Annotated in this window: 31 protein-coding genes; 26 read left to right on the top strand and 5 right to left on the bottom strand. The window is 22.0% G+C overall.

Features of this window, described 5'->3' with window-relative positions; translation table 4 throughout:
• Positions 1-142 precede the first annotated feature (142 nt).
• Positions 143-1,162 carry a DNA methyltransferase gene (locus tag ACQH25_RS02615; protein ID WP_425381684.1) on the bottom strand — a complete coding sequence of 340 codons (1,020 nt, stop codon included), beginning with the start codon at positions 1,160-1,162 and terminating at the stop codon, positions 143-145.
• 236 nt (positions 1,163-1,398) lie between these two features.
• On the opposite strand from ACQH25_RS02615, the gene ACQH25_RS02620 reads away from it, so the two are divergent.
• From ACQH25_RS02620 to ACQH25_RS02735, 24 genes are all read left to right on the top strand, one after another.
• Entirely contained in the window at positions 1,399-1,713 is a 315-nt protein-coding gene (locus tag ACQH25_RS02620; RefSeq protein WP_425381685.1) for a hypothetical protein, read from the top strand.
• Between the two features lie 143 nt (positions 1,714-1,856).
• A complete protein-coding gene (locus ACQH25_RS02625) occupies positions 1,857-2,099 on the top strand; it encodes a hypothetical protein (protein ID WP_425381686.1) in 243 nt (80 codons plus the stop codon).
• Between the two features lie 29 nt (positions 2,100-2,128).
• Complete coding sequence (locus tag ACQH25_RS02630) at positions 2,129-2,596, top strand: hypothetical protein (RefSeq protein ID WP_425381687.1); 468 nt, start codon at positions 2,129-2,131, stop codon at positions 2,594-2,596.
• 394 nt (positions 2,597-2,990) lie between these two features.
• Positions 2,991-3,326 (top strand): hypothetical protein, encoded by a 336-nt coding sequence (locus tag ACQH25_RS02635; protein ID WP_425381688.1) that lies wholly within the window; start codon positions 2,991-2,993, stop codon positions 3,324-3,326.
• Positions 3,327-3,377: 51 nt separating this feature from the next.
• Positions 3,378-3,857: a hypothetical protein gene (locus ACQH25_RS02640; protein ID WP_425381689.1), complete on the top strand. Its 480-nt coding sequence runs from the start codon at positions 3,378-3,380 to the stop codon at positions 3,855-3,857.
• A 162-nt stretch (positions 3,858-4,019) separates the two neighbouring features.
• Positions 4,020-4,238, top strand: coding sequence for a hypothetical protein (locus ACQH25_RS02645; protein ID WP_425381690.1), 219 nt, complete (start codon positions 4,020-4,022; stop codon positions 4,236-4,238).
• 181 nt (positions 4,239-4,419) lie between these two features.
• Complete coding sequence (locus tag ACQH25_RS02650) at positions 4,420-4,758, top strand: hypothetical protein (RefSeq protein WP_425381691.1); 339 nt, start codon at positions 4,420-4,422, stop codon at positions 4,756-4,758.
• Between the two features lie 23 nt (positions 4,759-4,781).
• The gene (locus ACQH25_RS02655) at positions 4,782-4,913 is read left to right on the top strand and encodes a hypothetical protein (protein WP_425381692.1); all 132 of its coding nucleotides are present in this window, start codon (positions 4,782-4,784) and stop codon (positions 4,911-4,913) included.
• Between the two features lie 159 nt (positions 4,914-5,072).
• Positions 5,073-5,828, top strand: coding sequence for a hypothetical protein (locus ACQH25_RS02660; protein WP_425381693.1), 756 nt, complete (start codon positions 5,073-5,075; stop codon positions 5,826-5,828).
• A 725-nt stretch (positions 5,829-6,553) separates the two neighbouring features.
• Positions 6,554-6,715 (top strand): hypothetical protein, encoded by a 162-nt coding sequence (locus ACQH25_RS02665; protein WP_425381694.1) that lies wholly within the window; start codon positions 6,554-6,556, stop codon positions 6,713-6,715.
• Between the two features lie 193 nt (positions 6,716-6,908).
• On the top strand, positions 6,909-7,346 hold the full coding sequence (locus ACQH25_RS02670; protein ID WP_425380731.1) for a hypothetical protein: 438 nt from the start codon (positions 6,909-6,911) through the stop codon (positions 7,344-7,346).
• Complete coding sequence (locus tag ACQH25_RS02675; RefSeq protein WP_425380730.1) at positions 7,336-7,629, top strand: hypothetical protein; 294 nt, start codon at positions 7,336-7,338, stop codon at positions 7,627-7,629. The genes ACQH25_RS02670 and ACQH25_RS02675 overlap by 11 nt, the downstream gene beginning before the upstream one ends.
• 111 nt (positions 7,630-7,740) lie before the next feature.
• Positions 7,741-7,866: a hypothetical protein gene (locus ACQH25_RS02680; protein WP_425381695.1), complete on the top strand. Its 126-nt coding sequence runs from the start codon at positions 7,741-7,743 to the stop codon at positions 7,864-7,866.
• Positions 7,859-8,113: a hypothetical protein gene (locus tag ACQH25_RS02685; RefSeq protein WP_425380729.1), complete on the top strand. Its 255-nt coding sequence runs from the start codon at positions 7,859-7,861 to the stop codon at positions 8,111-8,113. Before ACQH25_RS02680 ends, ACQH25_RS02685 begins: the two co-directional genes overlap by 8 nt.
• Positions 8,113-8,349 (top strand): hypothetical protein, encoded by a 237-nt coding sequence (locus ACQH25_RS02690; protein ID WP_425380728.1) that lies wholly within the window; start codon positions 8,113-8,115, stop codon positions 8,347-8,349. The genes ACQH25_RS02685 and ACQH25_RS02690 overlap by 1 nt, the downstream gene beginning before the upstream one ends.
• 11 nt (positions 8,350-8,360) lie before the next feature.
• A complete protein-coding gene (locus tag ACQH25_RS02695; protein ID WP_425381696.1) occupies positions 8,361-9,176 on the top strand; it encodes a hypothetical protein in 816 nt (271 codons plus the stop codon).
• Between the two features lie 17 nt (positions 9,177-9,193).
• Complete coding sequence (locus ACQH25_RS02700) at positions 9,194-9,388, top strand: hypothetical protein (RefSeq protein ID WP_425380726.1); 195 nt, start codon at positions 9,194-9,196, stop codon at positions 9,386-9,388.
• 13 nt (positions 9,389-9,401) lie between these two features.
• A complete protein-coding gene (locus ACQH25_RS02705) occupies positions 9,402-9,779 on the top strand; it encodes a hypothetical protein (RefSeq protein WP_425380725.1) in 378 nt (125 codons plus the stop codon).
• A gap of 18 nt (positions 9,780-9,797) precedes the next feature.
• On the top strand, positions 9,798-10,979 hold the full coding sequence (locus ACQH25_RS02710) for a hypothetical protein (RefSeq protein ID WP_425381697.1): 1,182 nt from the start codon (positions 9,798-9,800) through the stop codon (positions 10,977-10,979).
• A gap of 14 nt (positions 10,980-10,993) precedes the next feature.
• Positions 10,994-12,691, top strand: coding sequence for a hypothetical protein (locus ACQH25_RS02715; RefSeq protein WP_425381698.1), 1,698 nt, complete (start codon positions 10,994-10,996; stop codon positions 12,689-12,691).
• 3 nt (positions 12,692-12,694) lie between these two features.
• Positions 12,695-15,196 carry a hypothetical protein gene (locus ACQH25_RS02720; RefSeq protein ID WP_425381699.1) on the top strand — a complete coding sequence of 834 codons (2,502 nt, stop codon included), beginning with the start codon at positions 12,695-12,697 and terminating at the stop codon, positions 15,194-15,196.
• A 4-nt stretch (positions 15,197-15,200) separates the two neighbouring features.
• On the top strand, positions 15,201-15,323 hold the full coding sequence (locus ACQH25_RS02725) for a hypothetical protein (RefSeq protein WP_425380804.1): 123 nt from the start codon (positions 15,201-15,203) through the stop codon (positions 15,321-15,323).
• Positions 15,324-15,339: 16 nt separating this feature from the next.
• A complete protein-coding gene (locus ACQH25_RS02730) occupies positions 15,340-16,299 on the top strand; it encodes a hypothetical protein (protein WP_425381700.1) in 960 nt (319 codons plus the stop codon).
• Positions 16,300-16,531: 232 nt separating this feature from the next.
• Entirely contained in the window at positions 16,532-18,547 is a 2,016-nt protein-coding gene (locus ACQH25_RS02735; RefSeq protein WP_425381701.1) for a hypothetical protein, read from the top strand.
• Here the strand turns inward: ACQH25_RS02735 and ACQH25_RS02740 are convergent.
• The 3 genes from ACQH25_RS02740 to ACQH25_RS02750 are packed head-to-tail and all read right to left on the bottom strand — an operon-like array spanning position 18,544 to position 20,377.
• Positions 18,544-18,708 (bottom strand): hypothetical protein, encoded by a 165-nt coding sequence (locus ACQH25_RS02740; RefSeq protein WP_425381702.1) that lies wholly within the window; start codon positions 18,706-18,708, stop codon positions 18,544-18,546. The two genes, ACQH25_RS02735 and ACQH25_RS02740, sit on opposite strands and share 4 nt — an antisense overlap.
• 20 nt (positions 18,709-18,728) lie before the next feature.
• Positions 18,729-18,884, bottom strand: coding sequence for a hypothetical protein (locus ACQH25_RS02745; RefSeq protein WP_425381703.1), 156 nt, complete (start codon positions 18,882-18,884; stop codon positions 18,729-18,731).
• Between the two features lie 44 nt (positions 18,885-18,928).
• Positions 18,929-20,377: a hypothetical protein gene (locus ACQH25_RS02750; protein ID WP_425381704.1), complete on the bottom strand. Its 1,449-nt coding sequence runs from the start codon at positions 20,375-20,377 to the stop codon at positions 18,929-18,931.
• Positions 20,378-20,716: 339 nt separating this feature from the next.
• On the opposite strand from ACQH25_RS02750, the gene ACQH25_RS02755 reads away from it, so the two are divergent.
• A complete protein-coding gene (locus ACQH25_RS02755; protein ID WP_425381705.1) occupies positions 20,717-21,838 on the top strand; it encodes an Mbov_0401 family ICE element transposase-like protein in 1,122 nt (373 codons plus the stop codon).
• Positions 21,839-22,097: 259 nt separating this feature from the next.
• On the opposite strand, the gene ACQH25_RS02760 is transcribed toward ACQH25_RS02755, so the two are convergent.
• Positions 22,098-22,265, bottom strand: coding sequence for a hypothetical protein (locus ACQH25_RS02760; RefSeq protein ID WP_425381706.1), 168 nt, complete (start codon positions 22,263-22,265; stop codon positions 22,098-22,100).
• An 805-nt stretch (positions 22,266-23,070) separates the two neighbouring features.
• Between ACQH25_RS02760 and ACQH25_RS02765 the strand changes: the two genes are divergently transcribed.
• Positions 23,071-24,279 carry an AEC family transporter gene (locus ACQH25_RS02765; RefSeq protein WP_425381707.1) on the top strand — a complete coding sequence of 403 codons (1,209 nt, stop codon included), beginning with the start codon at positions 23,071-23,073 and terminating at the stop codon, positions 24,277-24,279.
• Positions 24,280-24,293 lie beyond the last annotated feature (14 nt).

Consider the following 24,293-nt stretch of genomic DNA (forward strand, 5'->3'; position numbering starts at 1 on the left):
TTTAATAATTATATCAAATTAAAAATTAAGATAGTGTCGTGTAATTAATAACACTAGAAAAACAAATGATTTTTAAAATATCAATATTGTTTTGTTAAAAAAATACAAATAAACTAACTTTAATTTTTATGGGATGTCTATTTTATAGTTGGATAAAATCATACTCTGATTCTTTAAGTTTTTCCATAGAAACCTTAATAGCAATTGGGGAATTATCAATACCAATTCATTTTCGATTTGTATTTTCAGCAGCCAATAATGTAGTTCCACTACCACTAAAACAATCAAGCACATAACTCTGTTCTCGTGATGATTGTTTGATGATCATTTTGATCATATTAATGTTTTTTTCCGTAGGATATTTTGGATTTTGAGGGTCTTTAAATTTCCAAATATCTTGGATTTTTTTTCCTTTATGTTCATTTGCATATTTAATGATGCGAAGAACTCCATTTTTTGACCATTCAATCTTCCCTTGAGCATTTAATTTATCCAATATATTAGGATTATATCTTCAGTGTCTACCTATTGGTGGGAACATGTTTCTTCAAATAGAACCAGAGGCACCTTTTTTTGTTTCACTGGGTGCATGAACGGGAATCGTTGTATAAAAATTCCCATTTTTATCTCGTTTTTTAAATGCTTTTTTTAATTCATCTTGATTTAAATTTATTTTTATTTCATTCCAAATATTTCTTTTTCCATTCTTTGCATAAAATAAAATAACATCTTTTTCATTACCATAAGCAGTTCTATTAAAATTTTTAGGATTACATTTGATTCGTGTAATATCATTTTTAAAATTTTCAATACCAAAAATATCATCCATCAAAACTTTTAAATAGTGAGACATTTTCGTATCAATGTGTACATAAATGCTTCCTTCATCAGATAATAATTCTTTAAGTAATAGTAATCTTTCTTTAATAAATGCAAGATACGATTCAAGATTAAATTTATCTTCATAAGCAATTTGCGTTTTTGTTTTCGAACTTACCATTCCAATTTTATTTGAATCATAATAAAATACTTGATTTGTATTAAATGGTGGATCAAGATAAATTAAATCCACTTTTCCACATAAATTAGACAATATGTATTTTAATCCTTCAATATTATTTCCTTCAATTAATTGAGATTTATAATTATTATTATTTATCATAAATGAAAATGAAGACATTTAAATAAAATAGAAATTAGATTACTTTTAAATAAGCAAATGGGAGCAATTAATAGTTTATTAAGATTTTTATTGGATAAAAGATTAATTAAAGTTGATAAATTAACCACTAAAAATATTTACCCACTTTCAAGTTTAGGAAATCAAAAATTAGGATAAGATAATAAAACAATTAAAATCAATTACAACGAACTAGTTCATCAAGATTTGCTCAATAAATGACTTTCTCAACAAAATGACATAATTTCATATCAAACAGAAAAAGAACTAAAAGCAGACAAGGATATCCCAACTTACTAATTCATCATAAAGATAAAGAAATGATTATTGAACTTGAAAGAACACGCAAATCAAAAGGTAAATTCAAACTAAAATTAAATAACTTACGCAGTTATTTACTACAAAATATTCATATTCTTTGACTTGTTCCAAATGAAAATATGAAAAAATTTGTTGATGAACAAATCAGATCACACAACTGAAAGTTAGAACAACACCACATTGAAATATTTAATAATATAGATATTTTATAATTCAATTTTGGTTAAAATTCTTAATTAATTGTAAAATACCCAAAATTTGATAATATATAGTTGTTAGCAAATATATAAGTTTTAACCCATTACTTTATTTTAAAAGTAAATGGGTTTTATTGTCAAAAAAAGGAGACATGAAAGTGGAAAACAAAAACAAAGAACAAAAATATAACAAAAAATTAGAAACAAAACTGAATAGTTGAAAAGAAGATTTAAAAGTACAAAAAGAAAAAGCTTTAGTATTAAAACAAAAATCTGAATTAGCACCTTCTACATCTAAACAAACTAAAAACTTAATTGAAGAACATATTAAATTTATTAATGAATTAGAAACAAAAGCTAATAATGCTATTAAAGAATTTAAACAGAATATTACTTTATAAACAAAATTAAAATAGAAGGAAAAAATATTATGCCAAAAGAAGATGAAAATAATTTGCAAATAAAAATTGATAAATTAGAAGAAGAAATTGAAAAAGTACAATTTAAAATAAGTGATTATATTATTGATAATTTAACTGAAGTTACTGCCAAAAAAAATGTTTTATTAGATGAAAGAATTAATTTAGAAAGTCAAAAAATAAGTAAATTTAAAAATTTTATGATTAAATTTTTGACTTTTGGTTGTTATGATAAAAATAAAAAAATAAAAAATAAATTAAACAAAAACAAAATTGAATTAGATAAAACGATTGATAACGCAGAAAAATTTTTAAAAGAATATACAACTACTAATTCAATCATGTTAAGATTAATGGAAAAACTTTGTAATTTAAAAAATGATGCTGCTATTGGATTTGAAAAAGATAAGTTAAAAATAAACGCCCAATCTTCAACTAGCAATAATCAAAGTTCTAGTAGTAAAACACAAAAAATGTAAATCTTAAACACTTTACAACTGCTCAAATTGAGCAATTTACTTAGCAGTTTTATTTTTTCTTGTAAAATTTTAATTAAAATATTTAACATAAATAAGTGTTAAAATATAAAATAAAAGAGTTATCATTAAATTGTTCTTAGTTTTGTATAGAACAAATAATTTTAAAAAATGAATATAATTTAAACATAAACATAAATTTCAAATAACTGCTAAAAACTTTAGTTCCTTATTTTATACAGGAACTTTTTTTATTTTTTTTAAAAAATGTTTAATTTATTTACAAATTAAATTTTATTTTTTTATACTATATACTGTATATTAAATTAATACAGTTTTTAAGCCATGACTTTATTTTAAAAGTAAATGGGTTTTTATTTTGAAAGGAAGATTTTTTATGAAATGTAAAAAGAAAAAAATAATTTGAAAACGAATTATTAATAAAAATGGTAATAAATTAATTGATTTTATTGAAAAAGAACAAGTAGAAGTAAATTCTTTTCATAAAGTAAAAGAACGATTAAATAAACAAGAAAATTTAGAAGATTTAGAACTATTAGCAGATATTGCATGTCAACAGGAAAAAATAAAATTTGAAGCAGTAGCACAAAAATTTCAAGAAAAAAGAATTCATTGAAAAAAAGAAATTATTAATATAAATAATCGTTGAGAAAATCAAAATATACCTGTTACAAAATCAGAATTTGATAATAAAAATGATTTTTCAATATAAATGCAACAATAGCAGAAGAAAAAAAATAAAAATTTTAGATATGGAGAAAAAATGATTTTAGAAAATTTTAATATTTTTAAAGAAAAAATATTAAATACAATACAGTTATATAAAAAAAATAATGAAATTTTAGATGAAATTACCATTAATAAAAATTGTTATTCTAATGAAGAAATAGAAAATATTAAAGATGCAATTATTGAACAAAATAAAAATATAATGAATTTAAAAAAGACAATTTTAGATTTAAAAAAAGCATTTAATGATCATAATGTCAATAATGACATTATTGAAAATATTTATAAATTAGATTTGCTTATAAATAAATTTTGATATAAATTTTATTCAAAATTCAAATCAAAAGATAAAATTTTAAATCATTATTGAAGAACAGAATATTTAGAATGTTACAAAAATCAATTTTTTAAAAATAAAATTTTAGATATTAATGAAATTAATTCAACAAAATTAGTAGATATTTCAAATCAGTCTTTAACAAATGGATATCAACCAAACTCACCACAAATATAAAATCAAGCTATTGCAATAGCAATAGCTTGATATATTTAAAATTAATTTTAAACAATCAAATTGCTTATAGACACGTTTTAAAAATTTATATGACTTTTTAAAAGTATTCAGAAAATAAAACAAGCCTAATTAGGCTTGTTTTAAATAAATTTAAAATATTATATGGTTAGTGTTGGTAATGATCTTTCTTCTTTTATTAAATTATCAAGATCAAAAAGTGCAATTATTTTTGATACTGGAATTGGTGGTATCCCAACACGTTGAAAGAATAAACAATATCAATATAATATAACATTAGTTGATTGTTTAAAACTTGCTAGTGTCGAAACGATAGATGCATTTTTTTTACACATTTTCATACTGATCATTATAGTAACTTAAGAAATGTAATTGCTAATTTTTCCATTAAAAGAATTATTTCAAATATTTCATATAATAAGTGAAATTATGAGTTTGGAGTAGATTTAAAAGCTCATAATATTAAATTACTAAAGGCATTAAAACTAATTATTTAGTTGATGACATTGTTTTTGAAGATTGAAGTTATAGTGCTAAAACATGAATGGAAAATCTTAAGGAAAAAAGTAATGAAAAGGAAAATAATAAAACTAATATGATTTCTTTTCAATATTATGGTAAAAGATTTTTAATTAGTGGTGCTACTGAAAATCAATTAGGAAACGAAATACTTAAAACTGCTAATTATATTAAAGCAGTTGATTTTTATCAAGTTTTACATCATGGTAGTGATAATGCTCTTGGTAATGTTTTATTAGTAAAATTAAACCAAAATATTGCTATATTCCTAGAACAGCTTTTAAAAGTGATAGTCACCCTTGATTTAAATTTGGAGCTAGTAAAACACATACTTTTCCAAAAAAATCAACAATTTAAGATTTAAAAAAAATTATAACAAACATTAGAATGGCTGGTGAAAAACCCTGAGCAGCTTGAAGTAGTATTATTAAAGTAGAACAAAAGACATTAATCTTTACTATTAATAATATGGGGATGATTAATGAGTCAGCTTTATCAAAAATTATAATAACTTCTTAATTAATTTTTTGATAAAGTAACGTTACTATAAAAAGTAATCTTTTTTAAGATTTAAAAAGTTTATTACATCATTTTAAAAATTTAACAAAAATAAGTGTAAAATATAAAAACCCATTATTTTAAACGGATGGGTTTTATTATAAATAAGGGGGAATTAAAATGAATTCACAAGTAAAAACTATTATTGAAGAAGAATGAAAAAAAATAACAGTTTTATTTACTAAAAATGATGAAAATTGACATAATGGTCAAACATATAAATTTGAAAATTGTTTAATTGCAAAAGATAAAAGATATTTTCAATTTAAAACAATTATTGAAACCAGAAATCAAGATTATTTTATTTATGATGAAATAATAGCAAGAAAAAATAAAATATTTTTTATATCAAGATTATATGATAATGAAAAAAGAAAAGTTTGAGAGTCAATAATTTATTTTGAAAATAATGAAGAACTTATAAAACAAGAATCTAGAAATACAACTATTATTAGAACATCATTTTTAGAATTTATAAAAAATACTGCAAATAAAAAACAAGTAAATAATATTAGATTAGAAACGGAAGACAAATATTGAATTATTAAAAGATTAATATGAAAAATGTACCACGGCTTCATCTTTTTTCTTGCCTGAGGTGCTATTTCAATTATTGCGAAGATGATAATTACGCCATTAATAGTTCCATTTGTGTCAGCTAGTGTTATTACTTGATTACCTTTTGCAATTGCTGGTCTTGCTGTTGGTATTTGTATCAAGCAGTTATATCAATTTGCTAAAAAACTAAAAAAGTGAATGTTTCCAAAGGTAAAAGATAAGTATCAAATTGAATTTGAACAAAAAATAGAAGAACAAAATAATAAAATAAATATTTTAGAAGTAGAATTGCATTACTGCTTCTGGTTTTGAAGTTAAACATATGTCTTGTCAGTAATGCAAGAAAAATTTTGGGCGGTTGTCAAATTTACGAAATAATTAATTTTATATTAGTAAATTATTTCTAAATGAATTATTTTAAAAGTAATGAAAAATTAGACAACTGAAAATCTCTTTAACCCTTATAAACTACGTATTTTAAACAAATTAAATTAGTAAGGAAAAAGACAAGAAATAATCTTGTCTTTTTTTGTAATTGTAAAATTTTAAAATTTTTATTATTAACATCCTTTAAATATCTACTACACGCAGTGACCAAGTAGGAGAAAGTTAATAATTAATAACCTTCTTTAACACTATTATCAACACGTGTTAGGGAACTAAAAAAGTGAACTATAACACAGTTGTTAAAAATAGTAGCTAAAACATGTGGACTTGCATGGATAAATAAAAAGTGGATGATGCCTAATAAAATATACTAACCATTAAATAATGGTAATTCTTGGGGTGGGAGCGAATTAGTAATTAGTATATATAGACCTGTTGTAGGGACCTATTATATTAATTCTATTTTTTATTTAACCAACCTTGCCACTCCCCTAGTGAGCGAGTGTTGGTTTTATTTTTTATTTTTTTTTAAATTTATTTTTGAGCCCATTTTTCTAAGAAAAATAATATTAATAGTATTAATAAATAAAAAAAACAAAAATATATGCCATTTATGCTAAAAGCAAACAGGGCATATTTAAAGGATAAAATTAATTATGAAAACAAAAAATATTAAAACTCATGAAATAAAGAAAGAAAAATTTATTGATAAAATTTATAATAATAAATTTGCTTTAACTACTATTGTTATAATATCTACAATAGTTTTAATGATAACTGTTGCTCTTTTAATTGCTGCATTTACTGTATGAAAATAATATTACTAAGAATATTTTAATTCATAATGAAAAAATATTTTTGTTGAACATGTAAACAATATAAATTAGATTATCTATTTTTTAATACTAATGATATTAAAACAAGAAAATATTTTTTAAGAGATAAAAACGGTAAAGCAATTTGTTATGACTGTATTTTAAATATTAGATTAAGTAGGGGATATAAAAAATAATGCAATATGAATTAATTATTGGTATTGACCCAGCAGGAATAGGTAGTAATGGAATTATTATATATTCAAATGAAACTAATAATATTATTTTTAATGAAACATTTAAAGCAGAAACTGTTTTAGAAAGTAAAAATTTGTTTAAAGAATACTTTTTAACGATTAAACAAGAGTTTAATAATAAAAAAATATTAGTTATTGTAGAAAATTTCTTTTTAAGTGCAAAACAATTATTAACTAATCCATTAGCAACTCCTAAAATTATTGGTGCATTAATGGTGTTAGTACAAGATGTTATGAATTGAGATTATTTAGAAAACCATCCAAAAAATAAAAACAAAATAGAAAATTATAAAGGAAATATAAAATTAACAAAACATGAAGAAGATGCATATAAACATATTCAATATTGTTTAAGGAATTTTAAAAATGAAAGATAAATCAAATTATGTGAAATTAACAGTAAAACTGAGTAACACTATTGAAGCAAAACATTATGAAAAAGGTAATAAAGAATTATATTATAGTGTTCGTGGACAATGAAATGGATTAAACTATGTTACTTTAATTTTTAATAACCCAAAATTTTATAAACGATGTATTTTATTAAACAAAAATGATGAAATTATAGTAAGTGGTCAAATCTTTAATACTTTAAATATTCCTAAAAATCGTGCATTTTGTTCAATTAATGTTAAATGATTTAAAAAATGAAAAGAGTAAAAATGAAGAAATGTAAATATTGTAATAAAAGAATTTGATTAAGTAAAAATTGATGTTTGAAATGTTTAGAAAAAATAGTTAATAATTTAACTAAAAATAAGGAGAATAATAATGAATAAAGAAAAATTAATTAACTATATTAAAAAATCACAAAAAGAATATGAGAATACAGAAATAGACTTATTATTAGATATTTTAGTTCAAAAAATAAGAAGTGATGAGTTTGATAATGAATAAAGACCAAAAAATTATTAATGAATATAATAAAAAACGTAATAAAGAGATAACAGAAGAACATTTGAATAATATAAAAAAAATAAGAGAAGAGTTTAAACAAAAAGTAATCAATAAATATAATGAAAAATTAATTATTTGGTTAAATAAACAAATTAGTATTTGTTTATGTGATTCATTAAAAGAAGCAGGTAAACTTACTGCTTATTATAAAGTAATTGAGTTTATAGAAAATGGAGAATTTCATTAATGATTATATTACCTACTTTATTTGGTGATAAAGATGAAATTGAAATATTATCACCATTTCCCAAAGCAATTCATACAAGTAATGATATTAGAGCAATTATTTTAAGACAATATCCTAATGTTAAATCAAAACACATCATTGTTTCTGACCCTGAAAGTGATGTTGCATTAATAGTTGGTGATAATGATGTTTATCAAGGTTGAATTAAAGTAACAATTAAAAAATTAGAAAATTAAAGGAGATTAAAATGCCAAATATAGAAAATCAATCAAATTATACTTTAACTAAATTAATAAGAACGGGAATTAGTCCTATTTGTGCAATGATTGGTACAAGTGCATATTATGGGCAAGTAATTGCTAATCCCATATTAGGTTCAATTAATTCTTTATTATTTGGTAAAAAATTAGGTTTAGATATTTGAAACTTGAATCAAAAACCAACCACTAAAACTAAATTAATTAATAGTAGTAAAAAAATATTATTAGGATTAGGAACAATTGGTTTAGCAAATTATAGTAAATGAACTGAAAATAATATTAATCCTATTATTCCAACAACACCAATTCCAACTACTACGGAAGGACCGCCATGATTATTATTAGATAAACAAGAAAATCAGTCATTAATTGATTGAGATACTTATATTTCATTAAATGCTTATGGTATCGCCAATGTTATTAATGGTTTAACTGAGTTAATACCTAATAAATTTGCAATGATACAAAAAATAGCAAATATGGCAACTGGTGGTTGTTTAATTAGTAGTGGTGTTGCGATGGGGATTAATAATGATTTTAATAATGCTTATGCAATACCTACTATTATTGCAGGAATAAGTGAAATTATTCATAATTTATTACCTATGGAAACAAATCATAGTATAGAAATGCAAGAAACTTCCTTTACAAATGAAACAACAAGATTAATTAATGATGATAGATTTACTATTAATAGTGAAACAAGTAGTCAATATGGCAGTCATAATTCTAATGTTTCATTAGATTGAGATGATACAGCTAATAATGCTTTACAACGTAGTAATAGTAATCTTACTTTATAAAAAAATGAAAGGAAAATATGGAAATGCAAGAATTTTTAAAAGCACTTGAAACAATTGGAATAAGTACAGGTATATTAATTTGTCGAGAAATTATTGTTTTATTAAAAAGATTTATTACAACTCCAAAACATGTTAGAGCAAATAATAAAATTATAAAACATCAAAAAAAATTAGCAAAACTTAATGAAAAAATTAATAAAGAAATTAAATAATGGGGTGCTGTAAATGTTAGAAAATGAAAATAATGTTCAACAAGCAACTGAACCTTTAATTAAAAATAATGATTCTTCACAAGAAATAGAAAATAAAGTTAATGAAGCAGAAAATAAGTTAAATAAATTAAATAACGAAATTAAGGAAAAAGAAATAATTAATATATTTAAAAAATATCAAGTTAAAAGTGAATTTTATGATTATTTAAAATTTAAAACTAATAATATAGAAAATTCAAAAATAGAAGAAGCTATTAAAAAAATGATTAAAGAACAACCAGTATTTAAAGAAATAATAAATACAGGTGGTAAACAACAAACAATAATAACAAATCAACCAAGTTCAATAAAAAGTACTTTATTGGATTATAAAAAGAAAAATAATTTATAACAGAAAGGAAATGAAAAAATGTCAGTACCATTCAATCAAAATTTAGATAATACCGAAAAATTAGTAGAAGCACCAGAGTTTATAGAATTTTATAAACAATCAAATTCACCATGAGCAAGTTTTTTTCCTATTGAAATGGTTAATTCTACAAAAATTGAATTTATAGTTAAAAAACCAAAAAATTCAGAAATTAAAGTATTAAAATGAAATGATAAAAGTAAAGGATTAGATGTTAGTTATGCTGAAACTATTAAAATTTTAAAAGAAATTAAACAAGAAGCAGTTGCAGGTGAAATAATTGCTAATGTTGATTTAAACGCTGAAAATGGACAAAATTTATTAAATACAATGCAATATGAAGTAGCAAATGATTTAGCAGATTATTTAGCAAATAATGATACAACTGTAATTGCAAAATATGCAACTAGATTAGATATTACTGATACAACACCAGTAGGCTATTTAAAATCAATGTTATCTGCTTGAAATACTTTATTTCAATTAAGAAATAGTAATAATTGTCAATTTTTTATTACTAATAATTTATATGATAGTTTAGTTTATTTAGCTGATAATAAAGGTTTAATTACTGATAATCAAATAGCACAACAATTAAGATTAAATGGAACAAATTTATATATCAAAGGTGTATTATGTCAAATTGTAATGGATGACTATATGACTTTTACTGATAATAATGAAACTAAAATTATGTCTTTTGTCTTAGCAACACCAAGAGCAATGAAAAGATATATGTTACAAAATACAGTTGTATATGTACAAGACATAAATGATGGTAAAGTTGGAAGAAGATATTTAGTTGGTGGAGAATTAACTGGTGAAGCAATACCTTATATAACAGATGAAGAAAAAACTTCACGTTGAATGTTATGTGGAATTATTAATACTGATAAAATTGATTTAAAAACTAAAATTACAAGTTTAACAACAAATATTACTGCAAATGTTAATAAAAATAATAATGAATTAGATACAGAAATAAAAAGTACTAATGAACTTAAATCATTAAATCCAAATTTAATAAATCCAAATATTAAATATTTTAGTGATGTCCAAGGAAAAACTAATGTAAGTAATCAAAAACAAAAAGTAGGTGACTTGTATATAACTATTACTGCCAATGTTAATGATATAAATTATAAAGGGTCAACAAATCTAATTAAAATAACTCTTAAATAAAGGAAATTAATATCATGCCAATTGGTACAACTAGTACAGCAATACTTTTAAATATCAATAAACCAAAACATACTAGAATAAGTAAACAACAAGAAAATAAAAGTTTTTGATGAGAAATTTTAGAAATAATTGGTGTACAAGTAATAGCAGTAGCACTTGCTCCTTTTACTGGTGGATTAAGTGAAAGTATAGCACTTGGATTAGGTGCAAGTGATTTACTTGCTAGTATTAGTGCTGTTGGTGTAGAGTTTTTAACTGATTTTACTATTAATCAAGTTTATGATTATTTAAAAGGAAATGTAACACCATTAAATACTTTTTTTAATATCTTACCTGCATTTGCTGGACTTAATAAAATTAGTCGTGGTTATCGTACAACTAAATTTATTAAATTAGCACAAAAAACTAAAACATTAGAACAAATTGGTATTAAAGAAGCAAAAAACTTACAAGAAATTATTAGTCAAGTAAGTGGTAAAGAAATTTTAACAGATAAAATTATTGGTAATAAACGTTATTTATTTAATTATAGTTTTGCTCCTAATCGTGAGACAATAATCCAAAATTTAGGTTATGTTGCTGAAAGACAATATAAAAATAATTTTCAAAAATTAGAAGTACAAGAGTTAAAAGATTATTTATTATTACAAAATACATTAATAAAATTAAGTCCACAATTAACTCCAAAGTTTAAAATTAAAGATATTGAAAAAGCAAATAATTTTTTTAAAAAATATAATACTGATTTAAAAGAAGTATTAAAAATGAATCAACATGATTGATTAAATTTAGTTCATACAATACATACAGATAATAGATATGGTAAATCTTTAATTTTAGATTTACAAAAAATTCGTGCTAATGCTATTAAATTTAATTTTAAAAAGAGTTCAATTCATAAGGTTGTTTTAAAAGCAAATAAAATTTTTAAGTATTTTGATATTAGATTTTATTTAAAAAAAGGTTTAAATAAATTTTGAAAAGATACTCCATATTTTGAAAAATTACGAGAAAGTATATATAAATTACAAGAAAAATTTGAAAAGTTAGAAAAACAAGTATTTGAAAAAATTAATAAATTAAAAGAAAAAGCAACAGATTTATTTACTAGTGCAGAAAAGAAAGCAATTAAACATGCACAATTAATCCCATTAAATTCACCTGTATTTATGGGTTGCAAAATTCAACCTTTATCATTAAGTAAATGTGCAATTACTATTTATCATCGTAATCCTAAATATAAACCAATTATAGTTATTGATAGTATTCTTAAAGCAGAAACTTTTATCACTCAAATACATCCATTCCATTGATATCGCTGATATAGTGGTTGATACATTGGTTATGGAGTTAGTCGTAATAAATGATTAAAAGCAATTGCATTTGCTCCACCAGTTGTTCAACAAGTAATTAGAGATAGTTTTAAAGTTTATAGAGAAATATTTAGAATAGTAAGAACTTACCATAAAGTAGTTAATGTTATTAATAATCCTATTGAAAATATTAATAAATCATTTAAAAGTGTTGGTTTAAAATTTTCAGTTAATACATTATTTGGTACAGGATTATTACATCATTTAGAAAAATTTGTATATAGTCAAGTTGTAGCAAAAGGTAAAAAGAAATTACAAAAAGAAGTTATTCATATAGTGCATAGGAAAACTAAAACAAAAACTAAGCATTATAAAAAAGCATTTTTTAAGGAATGATAAATTATGATTAATAAACTTTGAACTGATGTCAGTTTAGAAAACTATAATAACTGATATCCATTAACTGGAAAAATTATAGAAACACCACAACAATATATAAATACATGACCTAATGTTAAGGATTGATTTACAACTTTTGCTATTCGTGCTCAAAATGATATTAATGCTTATCTTAATTTTATTTTATCTAAATTTCCTTTTGATAGTTTTAAAGATGAATTAATTAAAGAAACATTAAGAGATATGGTTTATGTTTGTGTTGAACATTGAGTATTTAATCGTACACCAATTGAGTTTAATGTTGATGCTACTATTCAATTTAATAATGGTACATCATTTAGTGCAAATAGTATTCCTAGTATTAATGTTTGAGATTTAGCACCTAGTAGAATGAAAATATGAGCAAGATTAACAGAATTAAAACAAATATTTTCAAGTTATAATAATGATGAAATAGATATTGAAAAAATTGATTTAAAAGCATTTTATACTAGAAATCAAGTTGATGAATTAATTAAAGAACAAAAAGCATTTACATTATCAAAACAAATAAAATTATATGATTATTTAGTTAATGATAATGAAAATGAGATATATAGGGGTCCTATTACAAATTTTATAAATAAAGGTTATGTAGCAACTGAATATGACCCAAAAACTGAAACAATGATTTTAGATTGACCTGATGAAATTGGAACATTACCACCCGAAGCTTTACAAAATAATCCCCAAGTTGGTGATTTTACCCATGCTGCAACTGCTGACTTTTCTGCTAAACAACAAAAACGAATTACTACCAATGAAAATGAAATTACCAAATTAAATAGTGAATTAATTAAAATAAATGAAAATATTGATGATATTAAAAATAATTGATTTAATATTGCAACTAGTCCTTTATGAAAGAAAATTAATAATGAAGAAATTATAGTAAATCAATGATATATCATTGATTGAATATATACATTTATGGATAATAATCAAATTTTCACTAGTGTTAATAAATTAACAAAAACTAATGTAAGGGTTAGTGGTTCTACCGAACAAAATCATATAGTAATTGAAAATATTGATGTTGATATTGCTGATGTAATATTATGATATGATTTTGATTTAAGGAAATTTACTGCTACTAGTACTACAACATATTATGAAACAATAATTTATAATATATATCAATATATTGGAAAAGGCACACCAACTGAATTTATAGCAGAAGATAATACTGAGCATGATTACTATACAAAAATTGAAACTAATGAATTATTAAATAAAAAACAAGATAAATTAAAAGTAGGTTCATTTCTTAATATTAATGAAAATAATATAATTAGTATTAATGATAGTAATTTATTTTGCAAAGGATTAACTTATAATTACAATTGTTTAAATGACTTAAAAACTACTAATAAAACTATTGTTGGTGCTATTAATGAAAATAAAACTAATATTGATAAAAAACAAAATAAATTAACTGCTGGTACTAATATTACTATTGATGATAATAATGTTATTAATGCTACTGGTGGTTCAGTTGATGAAAATAAAATATTTAATAATAAAGATGATAAAGATAATACAACAAGATTAGTTAATGAAATTATTAAAACTAATGTTGGTGGAAAAACATTAATTTATAGAAATAATCCTAATGTAACAGATGATAAAGATATTCCAAATAAAAAATATGTAGATGATGAACTAATAAAAATAAAAGATTTAATTAAAAAACTTGTTGTATGAAAAACAATAGGCGAAAGAATTGATGATAGAACTTGAAGTAATTTTTCACCTAGTTTAAATGCTCTTTATCGTGTATTTTTAGTTTGTGAAACAAGTGTACCATTACAAAATGGTTATAAAGAAGTTATCTTTTTTACACCTGCAAAAGCAATTGGAACTGGTATAAGAAAAATTACTACAAGAAAAATAGGTAATAGTGATGCTGTTTTAAATATGATTTATGATAATACAAAATGAACTTTAAAATTAGATGGTGGCGATACTGGTGGAGCAATATATAGGCTTGAAGAATTAAAAGCAGAGGATTTATATGAAATTAAAAGTAATACATTAGAAATAAAATCACCAGAAGTAATAGATTTTGAAAAGCCTATAAAAATTAATTCAAAAACTTTATTAACAAAAGAAATTAGAGAAAATGAATGAGAAATAAATTTAAAAGAAAGTCCAACACCAACACCTTATCCAAAATGAAAAGATGTAGCAATATCATTAAGTGGTAATTCTATTCATTCTTATCAATTAAAATCAAATACATTTTATAAAATATTTTATGATTTGAATCCTTTTAGTACGAGTACATTTGGCAAAACTCCAACACAAATAATAGAAATATTTTGACAACCACAAACATCATCAAATTGAGTATGTTTTCTTCCAAGTTTAAAAAGAATTTCATATATTAATATTGTAAATAATAAATTAATAAAATTAATAACTGATCAAGGTTATTTATGAAAATTACAAGAATTACAGGAATAAGATTATGTTTTTTAAAATTTTAAAAATTATTTTAGGTTTAATTGGTTTATTATTATCATCAGCAACAGCAATTTTAGTTATATTTATTATTGTCAAAATTATGTTAAAAATTAATCAAATATTTTAGAAAGGTGGTGAATATTATGTTAAGTTTCTTTAAAAGAAAAGAAAAAACAAATATTACTGATAATCAAGGTGAAAAATTAAAGTTTTTAACTAATAAAAATAAAAGTACTCATGCTTCTATTTTAAGTTATTTTGGTTTTAATAATTTTAACCATGAAACTTATTTTACTGATTTTGTAGCAGAAAATAACGCTAATTTATATAATGCTCCATTAGATATTAATAATGAAACTATTAAACAATATTTAATTCAACAAGAATTTTATAGAAAAAATTGAAATTCTATTTTTAAATTAAGTAAATTAGGAATTAGTGGTTATTTAATTTATATTGCGAATGATAATTTATATTTTCAAGTAGTTGATATACAACAAAGAGTTTATGATATTACTGGTAAATTAATTGAATGTACTATTTTTTATGATAATTATGAACAAAATTCACAAATGGTAAGATTATTTGAAGTTTATACATTAAATAATGAACAAGTAACAATTAATCGTGCAATTTATAGTATTAGTGATAATAAAAAACAATTTCCATTAGATTTTAAAACATATATTAATAATCCTAATTTATTACAAGAACAAACCTTAAATATTAACTATATACCAATAGCAATTATGCGAAATAAAGCAAATGAGTTAGCAGATTGTAATAAAGTAATGGATAAAATTAAAGCATTAGATGTTATTTTTGAACAAATTGTTTTAGACACTATTTTAAACTCACCGAAGTTTATTTTTAGTCAAACTTATGGTAATGTTCAATCTTTAATGGAAGAAGCAGTAAAAACATTAGTTACTAAAAACTATATATTTAAAAGTGCTGGTGATAATAATGAACAAAACGAAAGTGTCAATATGACTAGTAGTAATTTTAAAGGCAAGAATTTAACTGATATATACGATTGATTAATAAATGAAATATCTAAACGTTGTGGTTTACATATTCCAAATCAAAAGAAATCAGCATAACAATCAGTTCCCGAAAGTACAGCAGTTAATATTTCAACTATTAATTATATTGAACAAAAATTATGACAATTTAATATTGATATTCTTAAATTTATTCAATTATTAGTAAGTGTAGATAAAGATTTATTAAATAGTCAAACATTTAATATTGATGATGAACAAGAAATTAATAGTTTAACTGTTAAATTAAAATTATTTAATCCCGAAAATAACCAATTAATAGGAGAAAACAATGGAAAACAACAACAACAAACCACAAACGAAGTTTCCACAGAAACAAAAGCAAACTAAACTTAATCAAGCAGATGTAGAAAATGATTATTTAATTGATAATATTCCTTATGACTTTACTAATATGATGCGTGCTACTAATGATCGAGATATTAATAGAGCATATGATGAATTTAAAAAAAGAACAATTTATATCTATGAAATTGAACGTTTATTTAAAAATAATGAAAATAATAGTTTAAAATTTTCAGCAAATACTATTAAAATTGGTTTTATTGATATTGAAAAAGTTTTAAAAACTACTGCTGTTGAAACATCTGACTTTACTATGCAATTAAATCAAAGAGCAAGTACTAATATTAATGATAATACAATTGAATATAATATGACCGACATTAAAAATTTAATTTTTCAAGAAATAGAATTATTAAACCAATTTAAGTTATATGCTGTATCTATTAATGAACCGTTAACAGAAAATAATATTAATAATTTATATATTATTAATAATTATTCTCAACCTTATCAAAATCCAAAAACTAGAAGTACTAAAAGTATTACTATTATTAAAATTAAAGATTTTAAAACAAGGGATGGTTATCCAATAATTATTAAATTACAAAAACCATTAGATAAAGATACAAAAGTTATTGGTTTAAAAATTAAAGCCCCTAGAAGTATGATTTTTGGCAATATAAAGGTACTTGGTGAAGTTGACAATATGGAAGTATACCCTAAATTATTTGTTAAAGATAAGATAGCATTTCCCTTATTATCAATGCCAATTGAAACTCAACCAAAAGTTAGAATATTACAACAATGATTTAGTGAACAAATATTACCTTGAAATTTAGCAAAACAATTTATAGGACAAGAAAAATCAGTTTTAGATTTAATTGCTATTGGTGGGGGTAAAGAAACAAGAAAAGAAATCATTAATAACGCAAGAGTAACTAATGCTTGATTGGGATATGATAATGTAGTTAGTACATGACCATTGAATGGTGAAAGAGAATTGAAAGATAAAGAAGTTTGAAATTTAACTCAAATTGGTGGAGTATATGTTGCTACAAATGATAAATTTAAAGATATTGAAATTGAAATAAAAGATGCACCAACTAATGATAGTTTACAAAAAGTATTATTAGATATGTTAACTTATACATATAGTTATAATAGAAATTTTAATGGTTTTGACCCAAAAAATGAAAAATTACAACCAATTGGTGCATTAAGGCAAAAATTTGAAGGCCAAAAACCCGATGAAGTAATTACTAATTTGTTTAAACAATGAAAATTAGATTATCCTAATTATATAAATTTAGAACAAGTGAAAATATTTAAACAACTAATTATTATGTTATCAAATAATATTTATTCAACAATGTCTATTAATAAAGGTTTAAATGATGATTATAAGTTACTATTACCTTATTATTTTGAGTTAAAATCAAATCCAATACATTCTACACCTGATAAAGTTTGAGAATTTAAAGATTTAAAAGTAATATTGAAATCTGTTTATTTTGATTTTACAGATATAAATAACATTAAATTAAAAAATAATGATATTAGTCAAAACGAATTATTTAAACTTGATGATAATCAATTTAATTGATTATCAATTACAAATGAATTAGAAAGTAATAATATAACTTCTTTAATTCCTGCTGATTGAACATTAGGTAATGGTGAATATGGTAAATATTTTACAAGAGCAATTATTAATAAAAATAAAATTGAAAATGCTTTAAATTTGTATGGTTCAAATAAATCTCAATTATTTTCCAAATTAGAATTTTATAAAGAAATTTTACAAATTGATAATAATAGCGAATTTGAATTACAAATAGAAAATCCGATTAATAATTTAAATCGAATAGAAATTAGTGGTATATTTGGTGCTGGAAATTATGACTTAGTTTTAATAACCGATAAACAAGAATTAAATTTAACTAATATTAGTTTATTTGATAAATATAATGAAAATATTTCTTATATAAATATAGAAATTTAATTATTAAAATACCCATTAGGATAATAATCTTTAATTCATGGTATATCTATTCTTTCAATGTTTTCTCCACCATTATAAAATTTTGATTTTTCAGGACTATCAGCAAAATATATTTTAAATTCATATTTAATATCAACTGATATATTATGAATGTCTGACATTCATATTTTTTGAACACCCATTATAGGTTTTTTATTTGGTGATAAAAAATATTTAAGTCCACTAAGATTATGGGTAAGCACCCCCCCATGATTAATCCTATTGTTCCAGTTGTAGCACCAGTTAGTGCTAATGCTAATGTTATTTTACTTAAATTTGTTTTTATTCATGTTTTCATATTTAATTACTCCTTTTTATGATGATTGTATTATTTTCTATTAGTTATGAGTGATATATTCCTGTACTTGTAGAAGGTTGATTTTGTATAATATCATCTATTGATATATTACAATTAATATATTCTTCATTATTTATAAGTCTCATACTTCCAGGAGACAAATCAAAAGTAATAGGTTCTGGTGAACTTATATCTTTAAATAAGATTGAGGATTTATTTTTTGAAAATTCTTCTGGAGATTTTTTACTTGCTTTATTTAAAAAATCATTTATAAAATTACTATCTTGGCTTACCTCTTTTTGTGATTGGTTAATTATTATATCTTCTATAATATTAATTTTTTTCTTACTAAAATTTTGAGTTGTTAATTTTTCAATTTCTTTTTGTTTTTGTTGTATGATCAAATCTTTTTTTTCAATTATTTGTAATAAGTGTTCTACTATTTTTTCATTTTGATTTACTTTATTATTCAAATCATCAATATATTTCCCATCATTAGTTATTATTGTTTCTTGTCTTTCAATAAGTTCAGATAAATAAGAAACATTTATATTTAATTGTTTAACATTTTGAATTTTTAATTGTAAAATCTTATTAAGATATTCAATTTTATTATTTTTTATTTCATTTTCTCTATTAATTTTTTTAATATATTCTGTTGAAATACTAGTTAAGTTATTTATTAAATTGTTTTGATTGTAATTTTCAACTTTTTGAGCAACGTTAATATTAATTGGTATAGATTTTGTATAGTGTTCTAATTTTTTTTTTGAATTTGTTAGTTTGGTATTTAAAACTTCATTTTTATCTCCAAACTTCTCTTGCATTAAAATAGCTTGATAATGATTATTATTTATGTGAATAATTTTTATTTCATTTTCATAACTATTATTTGAACTTTCTGAATTTGAATATGTTTTTGAAAGTAATAATTTATTATTTTCGTATTTGTTTACATGTATTTTTGTTTTTAATAAATCAGAAATTGCTTTAATTTCTGGTTCACCACCTCATGTACCATTTTTGTTCATTTTTTCAAAATATTCATCATTAATATTTTCACTAATAAAAAAAGTAAAATCTTTATTGTTTTTTTTCATAAAATTAACAACACGATTTCGAAATAATAAAACTAAATTATTATTTTTTATAAAATCAAAATTAGAAAAATTAAAGATTTTTTTTCAATTTTTTATATTACCAAAAAGTTCTTTATATCTTTTTTTAAATGTTTTTTCTTCTTTTTTTACTGATTCTAAATATGCAACTATAATTGCTCAAAATAAACAATTTCCATCTTTAGGTACATCATAGATTTTATTATTATTTTTATTAGTTATAATTTCATTATTTACTAAACTATTTTCATTATAATTTTCAACTTTTTGAATAACATTAGCATTAAATTGATGATAATCATTTTGATAGTTTTTTTTAAAATTGTATAATTGTTTATTTTTTTGAATGGATACATGTTTTCTTTTAGTTTTCATAGTTTTCTCCTTTTTCCTTAATTTTACTTTTAAATTGTACTTATTTTTTATTATTTTTACAAGTATACATTTAAACGCAAAATAACGCCTAAATAAAAGGTGTTTATTTTGTGAGACCTATACTATTAATTTTATGTCACTTGTTTATTATATGGCAAATGTGAAGATGCTTTTTTTCACAGTAGCATTATTTTAATCATAATTACGTTTTTATGTGGATTATTGTGAATAAAATAAAACAAAATAGATTATTAATATAATTTATTATATTTTAACACTTTAAATTTATGTAAATTAAAATTAATGATTGGTACAAAAACAAGATTAGGAGAATTAAATATGAGTTTTAAATATAAATGAAATTTTAGAGAAGAATATTTAAAAATTGACAAATTAATTTTAGAACATATAACAAAGAAATGAGAAAAATGAGATTGAAGAATAAAAAATACAAGAGATAAAAAGAAATATAAAATTGTTGATTATCAATATCGAACAAGAAAAACTATATATGGATTAGTAAGTTATAAAAGAAGAATTTATCAATATTTTAATGAAAAATTACAAAAATTAGTTCGTGTTTGTTTAGTTGATAAAATACTAGGATTACCTAAATATAAAAGAATTGGTGAAGATATTGAACAAACTATTATTGAATATTTTGCTGACGGAAAAAGATATAGAGATATTTGAGATATTATAAAAAAGGCAAATATTAGTCTTAGTACTATCCATAGAGTTTTTAAAAATTTAGAAGTATTTGAAGCAAATCCAAAAAAAGTAAAGTTAGAAACAAATCAACCTATTTTTGTAGCAATTGATGATGGTCACAAAAAATTTTGAAATTTTAAACGTAAAGGTACAAAACATTCTATGAGATTAATAACAACATATACAGATAATATTAATCACAAAGTACAAAATAAAAGAGTAAAAGCAATTATTAGACCAACAAGAACAGCAATTGGAGTTAAAAATACTGCTGAATTTATTAAAGAACATTGTCAAAAATTTTATGAAAACATTGAACAAGCAAAAATTATTATTTGTGGAGATAGTGCAGGATGAATTAAAGATGTCGCAGATTATTTAGGTGCTGAGTTTGTTTTAGATAAATTTCATTTAATTAGAACATTATATCTTGGAATAATGGCTGGAAATAAAGGAAAATATGTAAAAGAATATAATCACTGTAAAAATTTAATTAATAATGGTCAATATGATGAATTAATTTACTATTTATATAAAGAATTAGCTAATCATAAAAAGTTAAAGAAACAGTATTTTAAAAATAATAAACAAGGTATTGTTAATCAATCTGAAAAATGAAATATTGGTACTTTTACTGAAACTAATATTTGACATGTTTTAAAAGAAATGATTGCTAATAGAACATACAGTATTTTTATTTACTTAAAAATGGTTATATTTAAATGTAATCAAATAAATTTGAAAACATAATTTTAATGAATTTAATAATTATTTATTATTTCACAATTTTGTATAGCATCTCAAAAATTATTATTTTTTATTTTTACTTTTAAACCAATATTAAAAAATAATAAAGAAGTAGTTATAAATGTTAAAATTGGAGTTAGAATTACACAAAAAATAATGCCAACTTGTAATTGTAACCAATTATAATAATTTTTATTATTATGACTAATATGAGATATATAATCCGCAGAATAACTTAAAATATGAGTTATACTAGTTGTACTTAATATTTCAAATCCATTTTTTCTAACCTTTCATAACTTTTTGTTAGCAAATTAAACATATGTGAATGATAATTACTAAAACCGATTAACATTAAACCAGTACTCATAATTAAAATAGTTAAGATAAATAGTAATGCAGTTATTAACTGTAATTTTTTGAGTTTCATCTTTAAATTCTCCTTAACTTTATTCAATAAGTTTTAGCACTTACTAAACTTAATTATAAGTATTTTAGTTGCAATTAATTTAAAAAAATTATATTATTTAGATACAATTACATAAAATCCTAATTATTTCTTGTCTATACATAATAAGACTATATATGAAGTAATTTATTCCGGATTTTTGACAATCTCCCAAAATTTTTAAATTGTTTACAAAAAATTGGAGAAATAAATAAAATAAAATCATTTAAAAGATTAAAAAAAGAATTAATCCGAAACTTTAAAACTTATGTTCAAAAAATTAACGAATGAAATAAAAACTGAAAGGAAAAGATTGAATTTTCAAAATATTTAAAATCTGAACATATCAAAGAAATAAAAGATATTTTTGTCAAAAATGAAAAAGATAAGTCAATTGTTGGTCCTGGCTTTTTTTATAAACCAAAAACAATATGGTTAGAATTTCAAGAATATCAAAAGAAATTAATAAATTTAGAAAAAGAACAAAATCAAATTAAATTAAATGGCATTTCTAATAGAAAAGATATTAGCAAAAAATCACCTGTTAAAACTATGAAAACAATGGTTTTATAATCACTAAAAAAGTAAAATTAAACTACAAAAAATGTTATTTTATTTTTTTACTTTTTAAATATCATGTGTATCAAATAATAAAATTGTATCAAATAATAAAATTAGGTAAAATAGTTTTCTTTTTCGTTTGAACATTATATAATTGCAAATAAGTAGTTAAAATACTTAGATTACAGAAAGGAGCTCGTATTAAAGAAAGGGGAAAAGAAAAAATATGGAAGTTTATTTACAAGCTGATGTTGGTCAAGCTGTTTTAAATACATTAAAAGCTTGAGGGTTTTGAAGTGCAATTTTAGCAACAATATTTGTAATTTTTTTGGGTTGATTTTTAACAAAAAGGGGGACATTTAAAAAAGATTGAGAAGCAGTTTTAATTAAAATTGTTATGGTTGTTGGTTTACCAGCTTTAGCGTTTGATGGATTTATGGCAGATACGACAACAGAACAAGTTAAAACACAAGTTGCTATTTTGCTTGTTGGTTTTTTATTTTATATGATTTTAGGAATTGTTACCAAGTATTTTTATATTAAATATGATAAGGACGTTCAAGATACATTAGCGATGTGTACTGTCTTTGCTTCAACAACATTTTTTGGAATTCCTGTTGTAACAGCATTATTTGATAATGGAGCAGCTACTTTACCAGCTAATATTTTTAATATTCCATACCGAATATTCTTATATTCATTGGGATTTATTGTTATGAGTAAACCACTTAAAGCAGCAGCAACAATCAGACAAACTGGAGCTGATTTTGTTGTTGATGTAAAAGTAAAACAAAATATTGTTGGTGAAGTTAAGTCAGAAATGAAAGTAATGAAAAAAGAAAACTTAACAAAAAATTTAAAACAAATCTTTTTAAATCCAATTTTAATTGCTACAATAATTGGATTTGTTTTTTGAGTTACGCAATTAATTCCAGGAATTGCAATTGTTCCCGATCAAAATAATATTGATAGCGGACATTATTTTTCACCATTACGATTAGATAATACATTTCCACCATTATTTAAAGTAACAAAAACTTTAGAGGCAGTGTGTACTCCATTAGCATGATTAGCGATTGGTATGACATTAGCAAAAGGAAATTTTAAAGAAGCTACACAGGATAAAAAAGTATGATTTGGCATGATAATGAAAATTATTTTTGCTCCATTATTTGGATTAGCATTAGTTTGTGCTGTTACTGCCATTGGAAAAGGAACGGGAGCATGAAAATTAGATGCTGTTGGACTAGGTGTTGTTGTTATTATGTTAGCAGCTCCCCCGGCATCAGTTATTGTCGCTTATTCTATTGCTTACAAAAAAGAACCATTATTAACAAGTAATTTAACATTAATTTCGACATTATTTTCAATTATTTCATTGCCATTTTGAGTAATTATTACCACAGCAATTGGTGCAACGTCATTATTTAATTAAAAATATTAATATAA

This window comes from Spiroplasma endosymbiont of Polydrusus pterygomalis (genome assembly GCF_964030825.1).
Lineage (GTDB): Bacteria > Bacillota_I > Bacilli_A > Mycoplasmatales > VBWQ01 > Spiroplasma_E.